The organism is Altererythrobacter chaiwopuensis (assembly GCF_054957735.1).
In genome coordinates this window covers 821,487-839,370 of record NZ_JBTXJF010000001.1, presented here as the reverse complement: position 1 = coordinate 839,370, position 17,884 = coordinate 821,487, and the positions used below count along the sequence as shown (strand labels likewise).

Below are 17,884 nucleotides of genomic sequence, written 5' to 3'. Positions count from 1 at the left end.
CGGCGGCGCTGCAACGTGCGCATGCGCGTTGATGCGGCGTTCCGTATTGCGTTGAAGCTGCTATAGGCTCGGGCATGTCTGCCACTGCATCTGCTCGTTTGATCCTCACCCGCCTGCACGAGGTGATGGCTTCGCGCTTGCATGCGCAGGGCAAGCTTGACCAGGTGGTCGATATCATCGGGCAGAGCCTCGATAGCGAAGTATGCTCGATCTATCTCCTGCGCGAGGGCATGCTCGAACTGTTTGCTACGCGCGGGCTCAATGCCAGTGCAGTCCACGTTACCCGCATGGCGATTGGCGAAGGGCTCACCGGCACAATTGCCGCCAATATCGAAACGCTCAACCTGGCTGAGGCCAAGGCGCATCCTGACTTCCTGTATCGCCCGGAAACGGGGGAGGACAAGTTCCACAGTTTTGCCGGCGTGCCGATCGTCTATCGCGAACGGGCGGTGGGTGTGTTGTGTGTGCAGCATGTCGATCCGCGCCGTTATGAGGATGTAGAGATCGAGGCACTGCAGACCACCGCCATGGTCCTGTCCGAACTGATTGCCAATGCCGAGCTGGTCGACGAAGAAACACGCGGTCTTTCCGACGCACAAACGGGGATGCAGACCATCACCGGGCTTGCCTTGGTAAAGGGGCTGGCGCTGGGCCAGGCGGTCTATCACCAGCCGCGCGTCACGATAGACCAGGTTATGGCCGATGACATCGAGGCCGAACGCCAGCGGGTTTACCGCGCCTTTGACAAGATGCGCGAACAGATCGACAATATGGCGAACCAGGCCGAATTCGGCATCGGTGGCGAGCACGAGGAGGTCCTCCAGACCTACAAGATGTTCGCCTATGACGAAGGGTGGAGCCGCCGCATTAACGAGGCGATCGATAGCGGCCTGACTGCCGAGGCCGCAATCGAGCGGGTCCAGCAGCGCACCCGCATGCGCATGCGGGAAATTGATGATCCGTTGCTGGCAGACCGCATGCATGACCTTGAGGATCTGGCGAACCGCCTGCTGCGGATCGTTTCGGGCCAGCTTGGCACCGCAGCGCAGCAAGGCTTGCCGCGCGATTCGATTCTGATTGCGCGCAACCTCGGGCCGGCCGAATTGCTCGAATATGATCGGCGGCGGCTCAAGGGCGTTGTCCTTGAGGAGGGGTCGCTCACAGCGCATGTGGTAATCGTTGCCCGCGCAATGGGCCTTCCGGTGCTTGGCCGCGCGCGCGGGATCCGCGGGATCGTGCGCAGTGGCGATGAAATCCTGCTTGATGCCGATACCGCGAAAGCCCATGTCCGCCCTTCTCCGCAGATATCCGATGCCTTCGCTGTACGTTTTGCCAAGTCGCGCAAGAAACAGGCGGCCTATGCCAAATTACGCGACGTGGAGCCCTTCACCCGCTGCGGCACACGCATTCAGGTGATGATAAATGCCGGCCTGCGTGACGATATCTCGGCGCTGGCGATGACCGGGGCGGATGGAGTCGGTCTGTTCCGTACCGAGTTTCAATTCCTGGTTTCGGCCACCTTGCCGCAGCGCGAGCGGCAGACCAGGCTTTATCGCGATGTGCTTGATGCCGCCGGTGACAAGCCGGTGATTTTCCGCACGGTCGACATTGGCGGTGACAAGGCGGTGCCCTATCTGCAATCCGAGCAGGCCGAGCATGATGAAAACCCGGCGATGGGCTGGCGCGCCTTGCGCCTGGCGCTCGAGCGCGAAGGCTTGCTCAAGGTCCAGGCGCGTTCGCTGCTGGAGGCGGCCGCCGGGCGCGAGCTCTATGTGATGTTCCCAATGGTGTCGGAACCGTGGGAGTTTGACGCTGCGAAGCAGGTTTTTGACAGCCAGCTCAACTATCTGCGCAGGCAGAAGAAGTTGATACCTGATGCGATCCGTTATGGCGCGATGCTGGAAGTGCCCGCGCTGGCCGAAGTGCTTGATCTGATGTTGCCCAAAATCAACTTCCTTTCAGTGGGCACCAACGACCTTACCCAGTTCCTGTTCGCAGCCGATCGCGCCAATCCCAAGCTGGCTGAGCGCTATGACTGGCTCAGCCATTCGATCCTGCGGTTCCTGCGCAGGGTTTCCAACCAGATGGTGGGCTCGGATGTTGACCTGGGCGTGTGCGGCGAAATGGGCGGCCGACGGCTCGAGGCGCTGGCATTGATGGGTATCGGCTTTCGCCGCCTTTCGATCACGCCAGCTGCGGTTGGCCCGATCAAGGAATTGATTCGCAAGGTTGATCTGGAGGAGATAACCGAATCAATGAGCGGCTGGCTGGCTGATCCACAAGTCAATTTGCGGCAGGAAGTGCAAAACTGGGCCGAAGCGCGCGGGATCGAGACCGATTGATGAATTTCACCGGTTTGGCGTTGATTTACCGGCCTGCTGGCCATCTCGTCCCGATCCGATCTCGTCCCGACGCCAGATCGCTTGACAGGAAGGCTGTTCTTGCGGCTTGTTGCAGCAAATAAAAAAGGTCGCGGATATCATGGTTGAGGAAGAAACTGGCGAAACGGGCGAAGAACTGCCCCTTGAAGGGGTGGGCCAGAGGTTGCGCCGCGCGCGAGAAGAGCAAGGCCTTACGCTTGAGCAAGTGGCGCAAAGGACACGTATCTCGTTGCGCTATCTGGACATGATGGAGCAGGGCCAATTCTCTGAACTTCCCGCCCGCACATATGCTTTCGGTTTTACCCGAACCTACGCCCGAGAGGTCGGGCTTGATGACCAGAAGTTGATCAATGCCCTGCGCAGCGAATTTGCCGAAGGCGGCGATCGCCGCTCTGCCTATACACCTGCATTCGAACCTGGTGATCCGGCCAAGGTGCCGCCGGCCGGAGTTATCTGGGCGGCAGCGATTGCAGCGTTGGTGTTGGCGGTGGGAAGTTATGCTTTTTACGCAAGCCATTTTGCGCCGGGCGCTGATCCGGCTCCGCTAGTGGCCGAGAAGCAACCCGGCCCCACTGGCGCAGCGGTTGCTGCGGGTGCAAGCAATACCGAGCGGGCCGGTTCCCCGGTTCTTCCGCCCGACCAGGTTGTATTCACTGCACTCGAAGAGGGTGTGTGGGTAAGCTTCTATGAAGCTGGCGGGCGCCGGCTGGAACAGAAGCTGATGAGCGAGGGAGAGCGGTTTGTCGTCCCCAGCGAAGCGCGCGACCCCCGTATCTGGACCGGGCGGCCTGATGCGTTTGCGATCACCGTCGGCGGGGAGCGGGTTCCCAAACTGTCAGAGGAGGAAGTGGTAATCCGCGATGTTGCCATCACGGCCGAAGCGCTTCGCACTCGCGGTCAACCCGGCGAAGCCAGCCCCGCCGCGATGATTGAAGCCAACTCTGCGCCTGCGATGGTTATCGGCTGAGGATTACCCACCATTTTGGCATCTGCGCCGCTCGACTTGAGGGGCGGGATTGAGGCAGGATTCCTTTAAGGTTCAGGCGCAATGCGCTAAAGGCTGCCGCGAGCGCGCGCAGCCGCGCGTAATTTGATCGAGGAGTTTTCGCAGTGAAATTGCCTTCCCTCACACCGATTGCAGCAGCGGCGCTTGCCCTGTCTGTTGTTGCGACCTCGCCAGTGCCCGCGGTTGCGCAGGATGAGGTTTCTGCAGCTCGCGTGCGCAAGATCGAGGCCGAGATTCGCGCGCTCCAGCGCAAGGTATTTCCCGGTGGAGATGCTCGCTTTTTCGAGCCCGAGATCAGCACGGCCCAGCCGCAAGGCACCGCTGCCATCGACACGCCGTCAACAACGGCGGTGACCGACATCCTCGCCCGGCTCGATGCGATCGAGGCGCAGCTTCAGCAGTTAACTGCTGCGGGAGAGGAAAACCGCAATGCTGTTGCCCTGATGGAAGAGCGGGTGGCTGCACTTGAAGCAGGGAAAGCTGCTTTTTCTGCCCCTGAGGTGTTACCCGTGAGCGAGCCAGCGCCGAGCGAGCCAGAGGCACCTGCTACTCAAAGTAACCTTTCCGCGATGACTGGCGGAGCCTCAACCGGTAGCGCCGAGCTTCCGCCAGCCGCTGCTGCGAAAGGGCCCAGCGCAGATCGGCTCGCGGGTGTGCAGGCGATCACCAAACCGCAGACCGACGATGCCGGCGACGATGAATATACCTATGGCTTCCGCCTGTGGGATGCCGGTTTCTATCCCGAAGCGCAGCAGCAGCTTTCGCTGTTTGTCGAGAAATATCCGGAGCATTGGCGCGCCACCTATGGCCGCAACCTGCTTGGCCGCGCTTATCTTGACGATGGCAAGGCACGCGAAGCAGCCCCGTGGTTCCTGCGCAATTACCAGGTCGAAAAGCAGGCCGCACGCGCTGGCGACAGCCTGCTTTACCTTGCCGAAACGATGATCTCGCTTGGAGACACCAATCGCGCATGTATTGCATTGGCGGAATTTGGCGAGACTTATCCGGCGCTTGCGGCTGGCCGCCTCAAGGACCAGTATGAGGCGAACCGGCAGAAAGTAACCTGTAATTGATACGGCGCTCACACCTCAACTGATCGCCCGGTTCCGGGCGGAACTTGACCGCCTGGGAGCAGGTTCGGCGCGGCTTGGCGTGGCGGTGTCAGGCGGGCCGGACAGCCTGGCGCTGTTGCTGATCGCGCAGGCAGCCTGTCCGGGGCGGATCGAAGCGGCCACAGTCAATCATGGACTTCGGCCGGAAAGCGCTGCGGAAGCTGAAATGGTGGCTGGCCTGTGCGAGCGGCTCACCGTTCCGCACGCCACGCTCAATGTGGAGGTCGCCGCTGGAAATCTCCAGCAGCAGGCGCGGCTTGCGCGGTATCGGGCGCTGGGCGATTGGGCCGAAAGTCGCGGGCTTGCCGCTTTGCTGACTGCCCATCACGCAGATGATCAGGCGGAAACCTTGCTGATGCGGCTCAATCGCGCAAGCGGGCTGAGCGGGCTGGCAGGGGTGCGCGAGCGCGGCACTAACCCGGCAGGCGCAGGGCCGGTCCTGCGGCCCTTGCTCGGCTGGCGCAAGGCAGAGCTTGAGGCAATCGTGCGAGCAGCAGGTATCGAACCGGCGCGCGACCCCTCCAACGAGGATGAGCGGTTTGACCGGGCGCTAATCCGCAAGGCGCTGGAAGATGCGGACTGGCTTGATCCCGTTGCGATTGCGCAAAGCGCAGCCTGGCTAGGCCAGGCCGAGGCGGCTCTGGCTCATTTTGCAGCGCGAGAATGGGACACCTGCGTTCTTCTGCGTGATGGCGTTTTGCGCTATGCGCCCGGCCAAGAAACCCCGCGCGAGATCAGGCTGCGGGTGTTGGCGCGCGCAATTGCCACACTTGGCAGCACTCCGCGCCTGTCGCAGGTTGCCGAGCTGCTGGACGCGCTTGAACAAGGCGAGGGCGGCAATCTTGGCGGGGTGCTGGCGCGAGTGGAGCAGGGCGCATGGGTGCTGCGCCCAGAACCGCCGCGCCGCTGAGCGCGGTTAGCCGTGCGCGCCGAACTCGTTCGCGATTGCCGCAGATAGCCGCAGGCACAGCGCATAGGACCGCTCGATCCGGTCAATATAATCGCGTGCGATCGCAGTATAACCTTCATCGTTGGTATCCGGATAATCGCTCGGCTCGTCCACGGCGAAGTCGGTTATCTGCGGGAAGTGCGTGGGATAGGCGCGCCGCAATTGCGCCAATGCGTCATCGATCCGCAGCGTGAATACCATTTCCAGCACATCGTCGCGGCTAATGTCATTGGCGCGGCTGAAAGCCGGGATAGAAACAGCGCGCAGAAACATGTGCTGCAGCAAAGTCAGCCGAATGGCCTGTGCCGCGCCGATCAGGCGGCGGGTATGTTCGCGATCTTCAAGCGGGTTTTCGTCCGGTATCAGCGCCAGCAGCCGGTGCAGCTTGAGCGCATCGACCCGCAGGCGCGAGGCCAGACGACGAAACACGCCCGCGCGGTCATCCTTGGTGAGATATTCGGCCAACGCTTCGCAAGCGTCGGACAAATGGCCTTCCGTGCCGCGATAGGGGCGGCTGGCCCAATAGGCGCTGTTGAACAATTCACCATGCGCCGCCACCGTCTTGATGCTGGCCAGCGCATTGGAACTACGCACGAGACGGATCAACTGCTGCCCGCGTTCGCTTTCGGTGAGCAGCTGCGCAAGCTCTTCATATGTTCCGTCGGCCGCGCTGCCGATCCCGGCGATCACATTCACCGGATAGCCAAGTTGTTGCAGGACCGCATTGTGCGGGATCGCGCGGATCTGGCGCAAGCTCATTTCGCGATCGGCGGACAGATCGCCCTGGCGGCGCGAAACGCGGCTGCCGGTGGAATTGAGCAAGCCCAGGCCGAAGGCGGTGAGCGCGCGCGAATAGGTCTGGCTTTCCAGATGTTCGCGCTGATGGCTGCGGATCGCGCGGTAAAAATCCAGGCTCAGATCGGTGCGGCGATAGAACGGATCGACCGGCGCATCGGCACTGGTTTCGGCAGGACGAAGCTCGGCAATGCGGGTGAGCGTGGCGCGCGCCAGTTCGGGCGTGGCGAAGAACAGATAGCCATCGCCGCCCTGAAAGCTGACCTCGGGCTCGAGCCGGATCCCGGCGCGCTGGAAACGGCGTTTGGCCCAAGGGCTGAGCGGCCAGGTCAAACGGTCTGCAAAGCTATCTGGGTGGGCCCCGCGACCCATGCTTTCGCCATGTGTGTTGAAGATGAGTGCGGCGACATCGGTCAGGCCGCTTGCCGCCATGGCCTCGCAAAGCCGACCCTGGAGCCGCTCGATCGCAAGGCTTGCGGGGATTTGCCCGACAAAACGCCCGGCATCGGAAAAGCCCGTCTGGATTGCCAACCGTCCGCGTTTTCGCACATACTGCTGGTAGCTTTCTTCGGCACACAGCGCGTCAAGAAAACGCCCACCATGCTCAAGCGCACTCTCGGTTTCGAACAAGGGCGATACATCGACCTTGTCCTCGATCCCGAACAGTTTGGCAAAATATAGCGCCGCAAGGATGGTTGAAGGCTGCTCGCATTCGGCAATCAGCATTCGGATCGGCGTGTCTGCATCCACATGCGCCAGAATCTGCGCCATTGCCAGGAATTGGCGGATTGCGGTCGAACTTTCGATCGCCAGCGCGGCAAAGTTACTGCGCAGCGGCTTAACTTCAGCCAGGATATCGCGCAGTGCCGCAACCGCCCCCTGGCTGGCCAGGTCCAGCGTATTGTCCGGGTCAATCCGGCGGCGGATGGCATTGTGGAGCTGGCTCGAATTTACGCGGAAATGGATCCAGCCCATGCCCAGCCCGTCGGCGCGCATCGCAGCAGCCAGTGTCTTGAGCTGTACTGCACGCGCCGTCTCGGCCCCGCGTGCGTCCGCTTCCAGCGCTTCGATCAACGGCGTCAGGCTGAGCAGCTTGTGCGGATCGTCGCTAGTCAGCCGGTTGGCGGCGGCAGACAGCGTTTCGGGCTGGCTGAGGTCTGCCGCAAAATCTGCCATGCGTGCTTGCGCATGGGCAAGGGCAGGCCGCAGCGTGCCTAGCAACCGATGCTGCGGGTCGATCGCCTCAAGCGAGGCAGTGTAGCTTTCCAGTCGCTCGGCCTTTTCGGACAGCCTGAAACCGATGGAATCGAACCACTTGATGTCGGTCCGGCCATCCATGTCATAGCCGACCCAGCTAGCGAAGCGGAACGGCAGCGGCGCCAGATCATGCCATTGCTGGGGCCATTTGGCGGCGGCATGTTCCAGCGCCTCGCGAACAATTATGTCGCGCGCGTCCTGTGCGTGGGAAATCGCGCGCATCGCCCGGCCATGTTCGTAGCCAAGCGTGATTGCAGGCCGCACGGCGCCGGTTACGCACACGCGGGCGTCGATCTCGGCGCTGCTGCTGGCGGCCTCTGCCACCGCTTCGGACTGCTGCGGTGTGAGCAGGAAAGTAGGGTGGGCAGTGAACACGGCATTGAGCTGCGGCCGTTCCCAGCGAGCGCGGAAGGTATCGAAATCGGACTCTGTAAATGCATCTGCCAGCGCCTGACTGTTCTGGTCCGGCGCGACCGGCGCAACCAGCCGGCGCAGGCGCGCAGCGCGGCTCTGCATGCTTTCGCACTCAAGCTCTGCCACCAGCGCCTCGATCGCATCCAGATCAAGTTCTCCGCTTTCCAGCTGGCGCGACAGGTCAAGGCCCAGCTGGAATACAGGATTGAATAACGGGGTTTCCCGCGTCCGGTTGTGGAGCTGGCCAAGCCGCTCGATCAGGCCTGGAATACTGTTCATGAACCCAGTTTCATTGCCTCGCGGGCCATCGCCTCGATTTTCGCCTTGTCAGGCGCACCCCTGGGCGAAACCCAGCTTCCGCCTACGCAAAGCACGAAATCATGTGCCAGCCATTCAGCGGCATTGTCAGGTCCGATGCCTCCGGTGGGGCAGAAGCGCACCTGGCCAAACGGTGCCGCGAGCGCCTTTAGCGCGGGCAGGCCGCCTGCGGCCATGGCGGGAAAGAACTTGAAATGCCTGAGGCCCAGATCAAGCCCGCGCATGATGTCGCTGGCATTGGCTGTGCCGGGCAGGAACGGCACTTGCGCAGCAATCGCTGCACGGCTGAGCGGCTCGGTCAGGCCGGGCGAGACAATGAATTCGGCCCCTGCATTGAGCGCATCTTCAAGCTCTTCAGGGTTGGTTACTGTGCCCGCGCCGACAACCGCACCAGGCACTTGCTTCATCGCCGTAATCGCAGGCAGGGCGGCTGGCGTGCGCAACGTCACTTCGAGCGCGCGCAATCCCCCTGCAACCAGTGCTTCGGCCAGCGGTACGGCATGCTCGACTTCGTCGATCACAATCACCGGCACAACCGGCGCCAGGCGCATGACGCTATCTATATCCATCATCAAAAATGTTCTCTGGCAAATGCAGCGGCCGCGCCGAACAGGCCGGGCTGCGGATGAGTAATAAGCTTGACCGGAATGCGCGACATCAACCCGGCAAAGCGGCCCTTGGCGCGGAAGCGTTCCGCAAAGCCTGAACTGGGAAGATGGTCGCGCAAGCGATATCCCAGTCCGCCCGCGATCACGACCCCGCCGAAGCCGCCCTGCGCCAGTGCGATATCGCCCGCGACGCTGCCCAATGACAGGCAGAACCGGTCCACCGCCGCAGCCGCGAGCGAATCCTGGTCACTCATCCCGCGGGTCCAGATGGTGACATCGTCTTCATCGCGTGTCTTGCGGTTCTCCATCGCGGCGAGTGTCTGGTAAATGTCCACGATTGCGGGGCCGGCGACCACCCGCTCCACTGAAACACGGTTGTGCCGCTTGCGCAGGCGCGCCAGCACCGCGTCTTCGATCTGGTCGAGCGGGGCAAAATCGATGTGCCCGCCTTCGGTGGCTGTCACGCGATATTCGCTGCCCGAACGCCACAGATGGGCAACGCCCAGCCCCGTGCCCGGGCCGAGTACGCTGATCGTTCCTTCGCTGGCGAGCGGTTCGTCAGGGCCAGCAAGATGCAGAAACTGGTCATCCGGTGCGCGCGCCACGGCATGGGCTACCGCCTCAAAGTCATTGACGATGGTGAATTGTTTCACGCCCAGCTTCTGCGGCACCATTGCCGGGCGGATGATCCAGGGATTGTTGGTGAAACGGATCACTTCCTGATTGACCGGTCCGGCAATCGCCATGCTGACGCGCGGCGGGATTGAGCCCCCCTTGCGGGCCCGGTAATCCTCCCACGCGGTCTGGAAGCTGGCGTGATCTTCGGTGTGAAGCGTTTCGGGCTCGTCGAGCGTGATCGTGCCGTCCTGCGCGACAGTGGCGATGGCGAACCGCGCGTGGGTGCCGCCAATATCGACGCTGACCAGCTGGGTCACAGCCCTGCCGCAGCGAGCATGGCGCTGCCTCCCTGCTCGGCGCCATCCGCCCCCATGCGGAACATGGCGAATAGTTCGCGGCCCACGCCCATCGCGGGGCGCGGATCGGGGGCAGCGTCGCGCGCCTCAAGATCTGCTGTGGTCGAAAGCTCTCCTGTGGCCGCGCAGACTTTCACCACATCACCGTCGCGCAATTTTGCCAGCGGCCCGCCGCCAAGCGCTTCCGGCGTGACATGGATCGCGGCAGGCACCTTGCCCGAGGCGCCTGACATGCGGCCATCAGTGACCAGCGCCACGCGGTAGCCACGATCCTGCAGCACGCCCAGCGGCGGAGTGAGCTTGTGCAGTTCGGGCATGCCATTGGCGCGCGGCCCCTGGAAACGCACCACGACCACGACATCCTTGTCGAGTTCTCCGGCCTTGAAGGCTGCTGCGACGGCAGACTGGTCCTCGAACACGCGGCAAGGTGCCTCAATCGTATAGCGCTCGGGATCCACTGCCGAGCTCTTGAAGCAGCCGCGACCGAGATTGCCCTGCAGCAGGCGCATCCCGCCGTCAGGATGGAACGGGGCGCTCGCTGGGCGGAGCATGGTTTCGTCACCGCTTGCGCCAACTTCCCGCCAGACAAGATCCTCGCCGTCGAGCCCCGGTTCCTTCGCATATACCGAAAGATCGCTGTCCCACACGGTCAGGATATCGCGATGCGCCAGCCCTTCGCTCAACAGCTCACCGATGACATAACCCATTCCGCCCGCGTCATGGAAATGGTTCACATCGCCCGCACCATTGGGATAGACCCGCGCCACCAGCGGCACCGCGCTGGAAAGCTCGGATAGATCGTCCCAGTCGAACAGCACGCCCGCTGCGCGCGCCATGGCGGGGATGTGGATCGCGTGATTGGTCGATCCGCCGGTCGCGAGCAGGCCGATTGCGGCATTGATGATCGCTTTTTCATCGACGCACTTTGCCAAGGTGCGTTCACGCGTCCCGGCCAATGCGGCCAGGCGATGCACGGCGGCACGATCGAGCGCCTGGCGCAGCTTGGTGCCGGGCTGGATAAAGGCAGCGCCGGGGATATGCAGCCCCATCATCTCCATCATCATCTGGTTCGAATTGGCGGTGCCATAGAAGGTGCAGGTGCCGGGCGAATGATAGCTGCCCATCTCGCTGGCGAGCAGTTCGTCCCGCCCGACCTTGCCCTCGGCATAGAGCTGGCGCACGCGCTGCTTTTCCTTGTTGGCGACGCCGCTGGGCATCGGCCCGGATGGCACGAACACCGCCGGCAGATGGCCGAAGCGCAGCGCGCCGATCATCAAACCCGGCACGATCTTGTCGCAAATACCAAGGCAAGCCACACCGTCATACATCGCATGGCTCAGCGCCACCCCGGTCGACAGCGCAATCACATCACGGCTGAAAAGAGACAGCTCCATCCCGTCTTCGCCCTGCGTCACCCCGTCGCACATGGCGGGGGTGCCGCCGGCAACCTGCGCCGTTGCGCCCACTTCGCGGGCGTAAATTTTCATCCGTTCAGGATAACGGCCATAGGGCTGATGCGCGCTCAGCATATCATTATAGGCGGTGACGATACCGATATTTGGCGCGCCGCCCGCCTTCATCGTGGCCTGGTCATCCAGTGCCCCGGCATAGGCATGGGCGAGGTTTGAGCATGAAACCTGGCTGCGGTCTGGGGCGCGGTCAGCCTCGCGTTCCATCAGGTCAAGATAGGTCTGGCGGCTGCCGCGCGATTTTTCGATCACCCGCTCGGTCACCCGCGCGATGGTGGGGTTGAGATCACTCATGCCAGCTTACTCCGTCACGTTCGGCCAGCGCGATCGCGGCGCTCGGCCCCCAGCTTCCGGCAGTATATGTCTTCGGGGTCAGGCCATCGGCCTGCCATCCGGCGCGGATTGCGTCGATCCACTGCCATTGGGCTTCCACTTCGTCACGCCGCACGAACAGCGTCTGGTCGCCTTCGATCAGGTCGAGCAGCAGGCGTTCATAGGCGATGCGGCGCACCGCACCGGAAAAAGCATCGGGCATGGCAATATTGAGCGGCACCTGGCGCAACCGGATCCCTTCACGGTCAAGCCCGGGCACCTTGGTCATCAGAGACAGCGTGATGTTCTCTTCCGGCTGAATCCCGATCACCAGCCGGTTGGGCTGCATGGTTGCGCCTTTTCCGGCGAAGATCGAATGCGGCACGCAGCGGAACTGGACCACGATCTCCGTCACGCGTTCGGGCAGCCGCTTGCCGGTACGGAGGTAGAAGGGCACGCCCTTCCAGCGCCAATTGTCGACATGGGACTTGATAGCAACAAAGGTCTCGGTGTTCGATTCCTTGCCCAGTTCGTCATCATAGCCGGGCACGGCCTTGCCGTTGATCGCCCCGGCGCGGTACTGGCCCGTCACCGTCTCACCCGATTCGACCTGGCGCAGCGCGCGCAGTACCTTGACCTTCTCGTCGCGCACGGCGGTGGCATCGAAGCTGCCAGGCGGCTCCATCGCCACCAATGCCAGCAGCTGCAGCATGTGGTTCTGCACCATATCGCGCAGCGCGCCGGCATCGTCGTAGAAGCCAACGCGGCCTTCGAGCCCGACGGTTTCAGCCACAGTGATCTGGACATGGTCGATATGCGCCGCGTTCCAAATCGGTTCAAACATCAGATTGGCAAAGCGCAGTGCCAGCAGGTTCTGCACGGTTTCCTTGCCCAGATAATGGTCGATCCGGAATATCCGCTCCTCGGGGAATGCAGATGCCACCGCATCGTTGATTTCGCGGCTGGTGGCCAGATCGGTGCCAAGCGGCTTTTCCAGGCACATGCGCACGTTTGCGCCATCTAGCCCGGCGTGTTGCAGGCCCTTGATAGTGGGTTCGAACAGGCTCGGCGCGGTCGACAGAAATATCGCGAGCCCCTGCCCTGGTTGGCCAACCTTCTCCGCCAGCGCGTTGAAGCCATCAAGCGTAGTGGCATCGAGCGGCTGATAGCTCAGGCGATTGAGGAAATCGGCCATCCCGCCGCGCCGGTCTGCGGGCAGGTATTTCTCCAAAGCCGCGCGTGCGAAGTTGCGATACTCATGGTTCGTCAGCTCCGAGCGCGCCGTCGCCACGATCTTCAGCTCAGGATCGATCAGCTCGTCAGCGTGGAGCGCGCAGAGCGAGGGCAACAACATGCGCTGCGCCAGATCGCCTGTCGCGCCGAACAGCAACAACCGGTCGGCAGTGAAGCCGCCACTGTGCATCGAAGGCATGTTCATCTGCTCGCTTCTCCCGCGCGTCGTATCACAGACATCTAGCGTGTCGGCCAAATGTGGGCCATAGCATCGCATAGCTATTCACGCGCCGAAAATTCGCTCGTTCAAGGGTGGGGGTGGAAGCAAGGGATGAGGACGATGGATGCCCAGCGCAAGCCCGTGCGGGTTACCAGTTTCGATGTTGCCGAAAAGGCCGGTGTGAGCCAGTCAACGGTGTCGCGCGCACTGTCCGGTTCGGCGGTGATCACCGAGGGAACGCGAACGCGCGTGCTCGAGGCGGCACGTGAGCTGGGCTATTTCGTGGATGAACGCGCCGCCCGGCTGCGGCGCGGGCATACCGGCACCCTGGCCGCCGTTGTGATCTGCAAGCCGGGCTATAGCGCGAAAGACGTCAATCCGTTCTCCTATGCGCTGCTGGGCGGGATATGCACGGCGGCTTCCGCGCGCGGGCTGGAAGTGCTGGTGTCACTCCAGGCAGAAGAGGACCAGCTTTTCGGCCATTATGTCGAACGCGGCCAGGCCGAAGGACTGATCGTGATCGGCACCACGGCCAACCGGGCAGCGTGGGAATTTTTCCGCAAGATCGGCGAAGCCAGCCAGCCTGTCGCCTATTGGGGATCTCCGATGGGTGATCTCGATTGGGTCAGCTCTGACAATCATGCGGGTGCGAGGCTGGCGGCAGAGCATTTGGCCGGGCAAGGCTGCAAAGGGCTGGTTTGCATCGGTTCGCATGGTTCGGTGCAGCGCCAGTTTGCCGAACGGACGGACAGTTTCATGGCGCGCGCGACCGAATTGGGCCTGAAGGTTGATCTCATCGCGATCGAACAGGGCAAGGATCGGCGCGAGCAAGGCCGACTTGCGGCGCAGGCCTTGATCAAGCGCGGCGAACCCTTCGACGGCGTATTTGCGGTATGCGACGCAATCGCCTTTGGCGTGCTCGAGGCCTTCCATGCAGCAGGGGTAAGGATTCCCGGTGACGTAAAAGTTGTGGGCTTTGACGGGCTTCCGGCAGGGGAACTCAGCAACCCGCCGCTGACCACGATAGAGCCTGACCTTGATCTTGCCGGAAGGCTGCTGGTTGAAGCGGTCAGCGGTGAGGGCGTAAGGCACCCCAGCGTGCGGCGGGTGCCAGTGCGTCTGTTGGTGCGCGCCAGCAGCTGATTGCAGGCGTTGGATTACCCCATGTGGATCATGCGCATCGGCGTGTTCCACCGCGACATTGACAATATCGCCTGAGCTCAGCGTTACGGGCACATTGCGCCGATAGACCGCGCCGTCGATCTCTGGCGCATCGACTTGCAAATCTGCCTGTCACTGCGGCGAAATGCGATCTGATTATTCTGGCTGCGAGAAGCTGGTTGCGGCCGGCCCAGCCCGGACAGCAGCATAATCGGCCTCTGAACGCTGCATCTTGATCGTACCGTCAGCGATCATTTGCCGCGCCTTGGCCTGATCGGCTTCGGCCTTGGCGAGCTTTTTGCGGGCGTTGGTAATCTGGCTGGTACTTCTGGCGATCAGTTTCTCGCCATCGCGAACTTCCTTGTTTCCGGATGTCCAGTCATCGCCATATTGCGCGATCTCGCCGCCGCGTTCGGTGATCCGGTCACCCGCGCTCATTTGTGAAGTGTCCGGTCCGGCGCAGGCGGCAAGGCCCAAAGTGAGGAGGACGAACGCTGAAAACCCGGTAAATTTATTCATCTCATTTTCCTTTGTTTCCGATCAGATCAAAATCTGTCGGTTGCCATTCAATCAACAAAGGGAAAATACCGATGAATATTGTAATAGCCTAAGCTTGGTTTCTATATGGGAATAATCTTTTTTATTACAACCATTGCTTACATCAGCAAAGGAGGTTGGCAGGTTTTATTAAAATACTATTGTATTATTTTGGAGAAATCACCCCGAATAGGTCATGCGCGTCGGCATCTTCGATCTGCGTGTCGACAATATCGCCCGAACGCAGCGTTTCAGGCACATTGCGTAGATAGACCGCGCCGTCGATCTCCGGCGCATCGGCCTGCGAGCGCCCGGTTGCACCGATATCGCCGTCCTCGTCGGGCTCGCCGACCTCGTCGATGATGACGGTGAGCGTGAGGCCCACTTTCGCCGCAAGCTTGGCCGCGCTGATCCGTTCGCTCACTTCCATGATCCGCGCGTAGCGTTCTTCCTTGACCGCTTCGGGCACCGGATCGGGCAGGGCATTGGCCGCCGCGCCGGCCACCGGCTCGAACCGGAAGGCGCCGACACGGTCAAGCTGCGCCTCTTCCAGCCAGTCTAGCAGATAGCGGAAATCATCCTCGGTTTCGCCGGGAAAGCCGACCACGAAGCTGCTGCGGATGGCAATATCGGGGCAGATTTCACGCCAGCTTTTCAGCCGTTCGAGCACCTTGGCCTCGTTGGCGGGGCGCTTCATCAGCTTGAGCACCTTAGGCGCAGCGTGCTGGAAGGGAATGTCGAGATATGGCGTCAACAGCCCCTCGGCCATCAGCGGAACCACCGCATCGACATGCGGATAGGGATAGACATAGTGCAGCCGCACCCATGGCGGGGTGCCGTCTGCCGTGCGCAGCTGCCCCAGTTCGCGCGCCAGATCGGTCATGTGCGCGCGGACCGGGTGACCCTTCCACTCCCGCTCCTCGTGGCGGATATCGACACCGTAAGCGCTGGTATCCTGGCTGATGACGAGCAGTTCCCTGGTTCCCGCCGCGACCAGCTTTTCCGCCTCGCGCAGCACCGCATCGACGCGGCGGCTGGCAAGCTTGCCGCGCAGTTGCGGGATGATGCAGAAGGCGCAGGAATGATTGCAACCCTCTGAAATCTTGAGATAGCTGTAGTGACGGGGGGTGAGCTTGATACCCGCCTCGTCAGGCTGCGGAATCAAATCCACAAACGGCCCCTGGCTGGGCGGAGCATGTGTGTGCACCGCTTCAACCACCTGCTCATATTGATGCGCCCCGGTGATTGCCAGCACCTGCGGATGGGCAGCGCGGATCGCATCGGCCTCCTCGCCCATGCAGCCGGTCACGATCACGCGGCCGTTTTCGGCAATCGCTTCCCCGATCGCCGCAAGGCTTTCTTCCTTGGCACTGTCGAGGAAGCCGCATGTGTTGACGAGAACCACATCCGCCCCGGCATAGTCGGGCGACATGGCATAGCCATCGGCGCGCAGCCGAGTAAGGATGCGTTCGGAATCGACCAGCGCCTTGGGGCAGCCGAGGGAAACCATGCCGACCTTCTTCTGGTCGGGGAGACGGGTTGTGGTGGTGTCCATAAGTGGCGGCGCCCCTACACCAGCGCGGCAAAATACGCTACTGTTTCGCGCGGGTCGATTGGAGGGGAGGGCAATTCGATGGATCTGTTTGCAGTAAACTGGCTGGGCGTAGTGCTGGCGGCGTTGGCCGGTTTTGTAGTGGGCGGCATCTGGTACGGCCCGGTCATGGGCAAGAAATGGATGGGCGCGGTCGGCCTGACCGAAGAAGATGTGAAATCGGTCAACATGGGCATGGTCTATGGCGGCGCGTTCGCGTTTTCATTGCTGGCGAGCTGGGTGCTGGCGCATACGTTCCAGAGTTATGCCGAACTGGGCGCTGAATTCTCGGTTGGGGTCAAGGTGCTCACAGCGTTTGGCATGGCGCTGGGCTTTATCGTCCCGGCGATTGGCACCAATTACCTGTTCTCGCAGAAGTCGAAGGCGTTATTCTTCATCGATGCGGGATATTGGCTGCTGTTTTACATCGCCATGGGGCTGGTGCACGCCTACTTGCCTTAACGCCTTTGGCATGTGCGCGAAGATCAGTGATCGTCACCCCTGTCGTTGCCGTTCTCGGTCGGAACGATCTCGACGATAATATCGCCTGCCTGCAGGTTCTTGCACTCATCTTCCCAGAAACCGAACGTTTGGCCGTCACGATAGACGCGCAGGCCGCGTCCGCCGCCCGGCAATTGGTCGATTGAACTGCCGCATTCCTCTTGCGTGATCATGCGCTCGACCAGCTGCACCCGGCCACTGACGGAGGCGAGGTCTGCCAAGTAATCAGCGATGTGGGCGCCGCGCGCGCTTCCTGCCAGCAACAGGCCGGTGAAGCGGACCGGATTGATAACGGTGTTTGCGCCCGCCTGGCGCGCGAGCGCTTCATTGTCATCCGCGCGCACTACTACGCTGATCGGTACGTCGCCCGCCAGCGCGCGCACGGTCAGCACGATCAGGATCGAAGTGTCATCGCGCCCTGCCGATACCAGCACGCGCTGGGCCTTCCTGATCCGCACTGCCTCCAGCGTCGAATCGCGCGTCGCGTCGGCTGCCATCACATTGCAGCCCAGCTTTTCCGCTTCCACCAATCGTTCTTCGCTGGGGTCGACCACCACGATATGGCTTGGGTTGATCCCGCGCTCGATCAGCTCGTGCACGCTTTCGGAGCCGGAAATACCGAACCCCAAGACAACGATGTGATCAGCGAGGTTTTCCTGGATACGCTCCATGCGCCACTTCTCCCAGCTGCGCTTGATGATGAAATTATAGGCGGTGCCGACAAAGATAAAGAACACGGCAAAACGGATCGGAGTAACGATGATCGCCTCCACCATCCGCGCGCGGTCGGTCACCGGGGCAATGTCGCCAAATCCCGTGGTGGTGATCGAGATCATGGTGAAATAGACGATATCCGAAAAGCTGACTTCACCATCGACACTGTCGACCAGTCCTCCCCGGTCTAACCAGTGGATTATCACCACGAAGAACACCAGGGCGAGGGCCAAGCCGATGCGAATGAAGAAATCGCCCCAAACGGGCACCTTTACGGCGCGCCTGAGCGGCTTGAATTGCGGCCCGCGATAGTGGCGCGTGTCCTTGGCGAT

General features: G+C 61.9%; 14 protein-coding genes. 6 read left to right on the top strand and 8 right to left on the bottom strand.

The window, feature by feature from the left end; genetic code table 11:
* The first annotated feature begins 74 nt into the window (after positions 1 to 74).
* The 4 genes from ptsP (at position 75) to tilS (ending at position 5,409) form a co-directional block, all read left to right on the top strand.
* On the top strand, positions 75 to 2,342 hold the full coding sequence (ptsP, locus tag ACX3VQ_RS04125) for a phosphoenolpyruvate--protein phosphotransferase (protein ID WP_462579680.1): 2,268 nt from the start codon (positions 75 to 77) through the stop codon (positions 2,340 to 2,342).
* Between the two features lie 139 nt (positions 2,343 to 2,481).
* Positions 2,482 to 3,348 (top strand): helix-turn-helix domain-containing protein, encoded by an 867-nt coding sequence (locus ACX3VQ_RS04120; protein ID WP_462579679.1) that lies wholly within the window; start codon positions 2,482 to 2,484, stop codon positions 3,346 to 3,348.
* Positions 3,349 to 3,491: 143 nt separating this feature from the next.
* Positions 3,492 to 4,460 carry a tetratricopeptide repeat protein gene (locus ACX3VQ_RS04115; protein ID WP_462579678.1) on the top strand — a complete coding sequence of 323 codons (969 nt, stop codon included), beginning with the start codon at positions 3,492 to 3,494 and terminating at the stop codon, positions 4,458 to 4,460.
* Between the two features lie 79 nt (positions 4,461 to 4,539).
* On the top strand, positions 4,540 to 5,409 hold the full coding sequence (gene tilS, locus ACX3VQ_RS04110; RefSeq protein WP_462579676.1) for a tRNA lysidine(34) synthetase TilS: 870 nt from the start codon (positions 4,540 to 4,542) through the stop codon (positions 5,407 to 5,409).
* 6 nt (positions 5,410 to 5,415) lie between these two features.
* Here the strand turns inward: tilS and ACX3VQ_RS04105 are convergent, their stop codons facing one another.
* Genes ACX3VQ_RS04105 through zwf form a run of 5 tightly spaced genes read right to left on the bottom strand, consistent with a single transcriptional unit; the run spans position 5,416 to position 13,033 of the window.
* Positions 5,416 to 8,193 (bottom strand): phosphoenolpyruvate carboxylase, encoded by a 2,778-nt coding sequence (locus ACX3VQ_RS04105; RefSeq protein ID WP_462579675.1) that lies wholly within the window; start codon positions 8,191 to 8,193, stop codon positions 5,416 to 5,418.
* Positions 8,190 to 8,804 carry a bifunctional 4-hydroxy-2-oxoglutarate aldolase/2-dehydro-3-deoxy-phosphogluconate aldolase gene (gene eda, locus ACX3VQ_RS04100; protein ID WP_462579674.1) on the bottom strand — a complete coding sequence of 205 codons (615 nt, stop codon included), beginning with the start codon at positions 8,802 to 8,804 and terminating at the stop codon, positions 8,190 to 8,192. The genes ACX3VQ_RS04105 and eda overlap by 4 nt, the downstream gene beginning before the upstream one ends.
* Complete coding sequence (glk, locus tag ACX3VQ_RS04095; protein WP_462579672.1) at positions 8,804 to 9,775, bottom strand: glucokinase; 972 nt, start codon at positions 9,773 to 9,775, stop codon at positions 8,804 to 8,806. The genes eda and glk overlap by 1 nt, the downstream gene beginning before the upstream one ends.
* Positions 9,772 to 11,577: a phosphogluconate dehydratase gene (gene edd / locus ACX3VQ_RS04090; protein ID WP_462579670.1), complete on the bottom strand. Its 1,806-nt coding sequence runs from the start codon at positions 11,575 to 11,577 to the stop codon at positions 9,772 to 9,774. The genes glk and edd overlap by 4 nt, the downstream gene beginning before the upstream one ends.
* Entirely contained in the window at positions 11,570 to 13,033 is a 1,464-nt protein-coding gene (gene zwf, locus ACX3VQ_RS04085) for a glucose-6-phosphate dehydrogenase (protein ID WP_462579669.1), read from the bottom strand. Before zwf ends, edd begins: the two co-directional genes overlap by 8 nt.
* A gap of 126 nt (positions 13,034 to 13,159) precedes the next feature.
* On the opposite strand from zwf, the gene ACX3VQ_RS04080 reads away from it, so the two are divergent.
* Positions 13,160 to 14,191 carry a LacI family DNA-binding transcriptional regulator gene (locus ACX3VQ_RS04080; protein WP_462579668.1) on the top strand — a complete coding sequence of 344 codons (1,032 nt, stop codon included), beginning with the start codon at positions 13,160 to 13,162 and terminating at the stop codon, positions 14,189 to 14,191.
* A 174-nt stretch (positions 14,192 to 14,365) separates the two neighbouring features.
* On the opposite strand, the gene ACX3VQ_RS04075 is transcribed toward ACX3VQ_RS04080, so the two are convergent.
* Positions 14,366 to 14,728, bottom strand: coding sequence for a hypothetical protein (locus ACX3VQ_RS04075; protein ID WP_462571394.1), 363 nt, complete (start codon positions 14,726 to 14,728; stop codon positions 14,366 to 14,368).
* A 184-nt stretch (positions 14,729 to 14,912) separates the two neighbouring features.
* Complete coding sequence (gene rimO, locus ACX3VQ_RS04070) at positions 14,913 to 16,301, bottom strand: 30S ribosomal protein S12 methylthiotransferase RimO (protein WP_462579667.1); 1,389 nt, start codon at positions 16,299 to 16,301, stop codon at positions 14,913 to 14,915.
* 78 nt (positions 16,302 to 16,379) lie between these two features.
* Here rimO and ACX3VQ_RS04065 point away from each other — a divergent pair, with 78 nt between their 5' ends.
* Positions 16,380 to 16,799 (top strand): DUF1761 domain-containing protein, encoded by a 420-nt coding sequence (locus ACX3VQ_RS04065; RefSeq protein WP_462579666.1) that lies wholly within the window; start codon positions 16,380 to 16,382, stop codon positions 16,797 to 16,799.
* 23 nt (positions 16,800 to 16,822) lie between these two features.
* On the opposite strand, the gene ACX3VQ_RS04060 is transcribed toward ACX3VQ_RS04065, so the two are convergent.
* Positions 16,823 to 17,884: a potassium channel family protein gene (locus tag ACX3VQ_RS04060; protein ID WP_462580681.1), complete on the bottom strand. Its 1,062-nt coding sequence runs from the start codon at positions 17,882 to 17,884 to the stop codon at positions 16,823 to 16,825.

Coding starts and splice junctions, on each gene's coding strand:
- ptsP (WP_462579680.1), top strand. CDS start 75: ATGTCTGCCACTGCATCTGCTCGTTTGATCCTCACCCGCCTGCACGAG.
- ACX3VQ_RS04120 (WP_462579679.1), top strand. CDS start 2,482: ATGGTTGAGGAAGAAACTGGCGAAACGGGCGAAGAACTGCCCCTTGAA.
- ACX3VQ_RS04105 (WP_462579675.1), bottom strand. CDS start 8,193: ATGAACAGTATTCCAGGCCTGATCGAGCGGCTTGGCCAGCTCCACAAC.
- eda (WP_462579674.1), bottom strand. CDS start 8,804: ATGATGGATATAGATAGCGTCATGCGCCTGGCGCCGGTTGTGCCGGTG.
- edd (WP_462579670.1), bottom strand. CDS start 11,577: ATGAGTGATCTCAACCCCACCATCGCGCGGGTGACCGAGCGGGTGATC.
- zwf (WP_462579669.1), bottom strand. CDS start 13,033: ATGAACATGCCTTCGATGCACAGTGGCGGCTTCACTGCCGACCGGTTG.
- ACX3VQ_RS04080 (WP_462579668.1), top strand. CDS start 13,160: ATGAGGACGATGGATGCCCAGCGCAAGCCCGTGCGGGTTACCAGTTTC.
- ACX3VQ_RS04075 (WP_462571394.1), bottom strand. CDS start 14,728: ATGAATAAATTTACCGGGTTTTCAGCGTTCGTCCTCCTCACTTTGGGC.
- rimO (WP_462579667.1), bottom strand. CDS start 16,301: ATGGACACCACCACAACCCGTCTCCCCGACCAGAAGAAGGTCGGCATG.
- ACX3VQ_RS04065 (WP_462579666.1), top strand. CDS start 16,380: ATGGATCTGTTTGCAGTAAACTGGCTGGGCGTAGTGCTGGCGGCGTTG.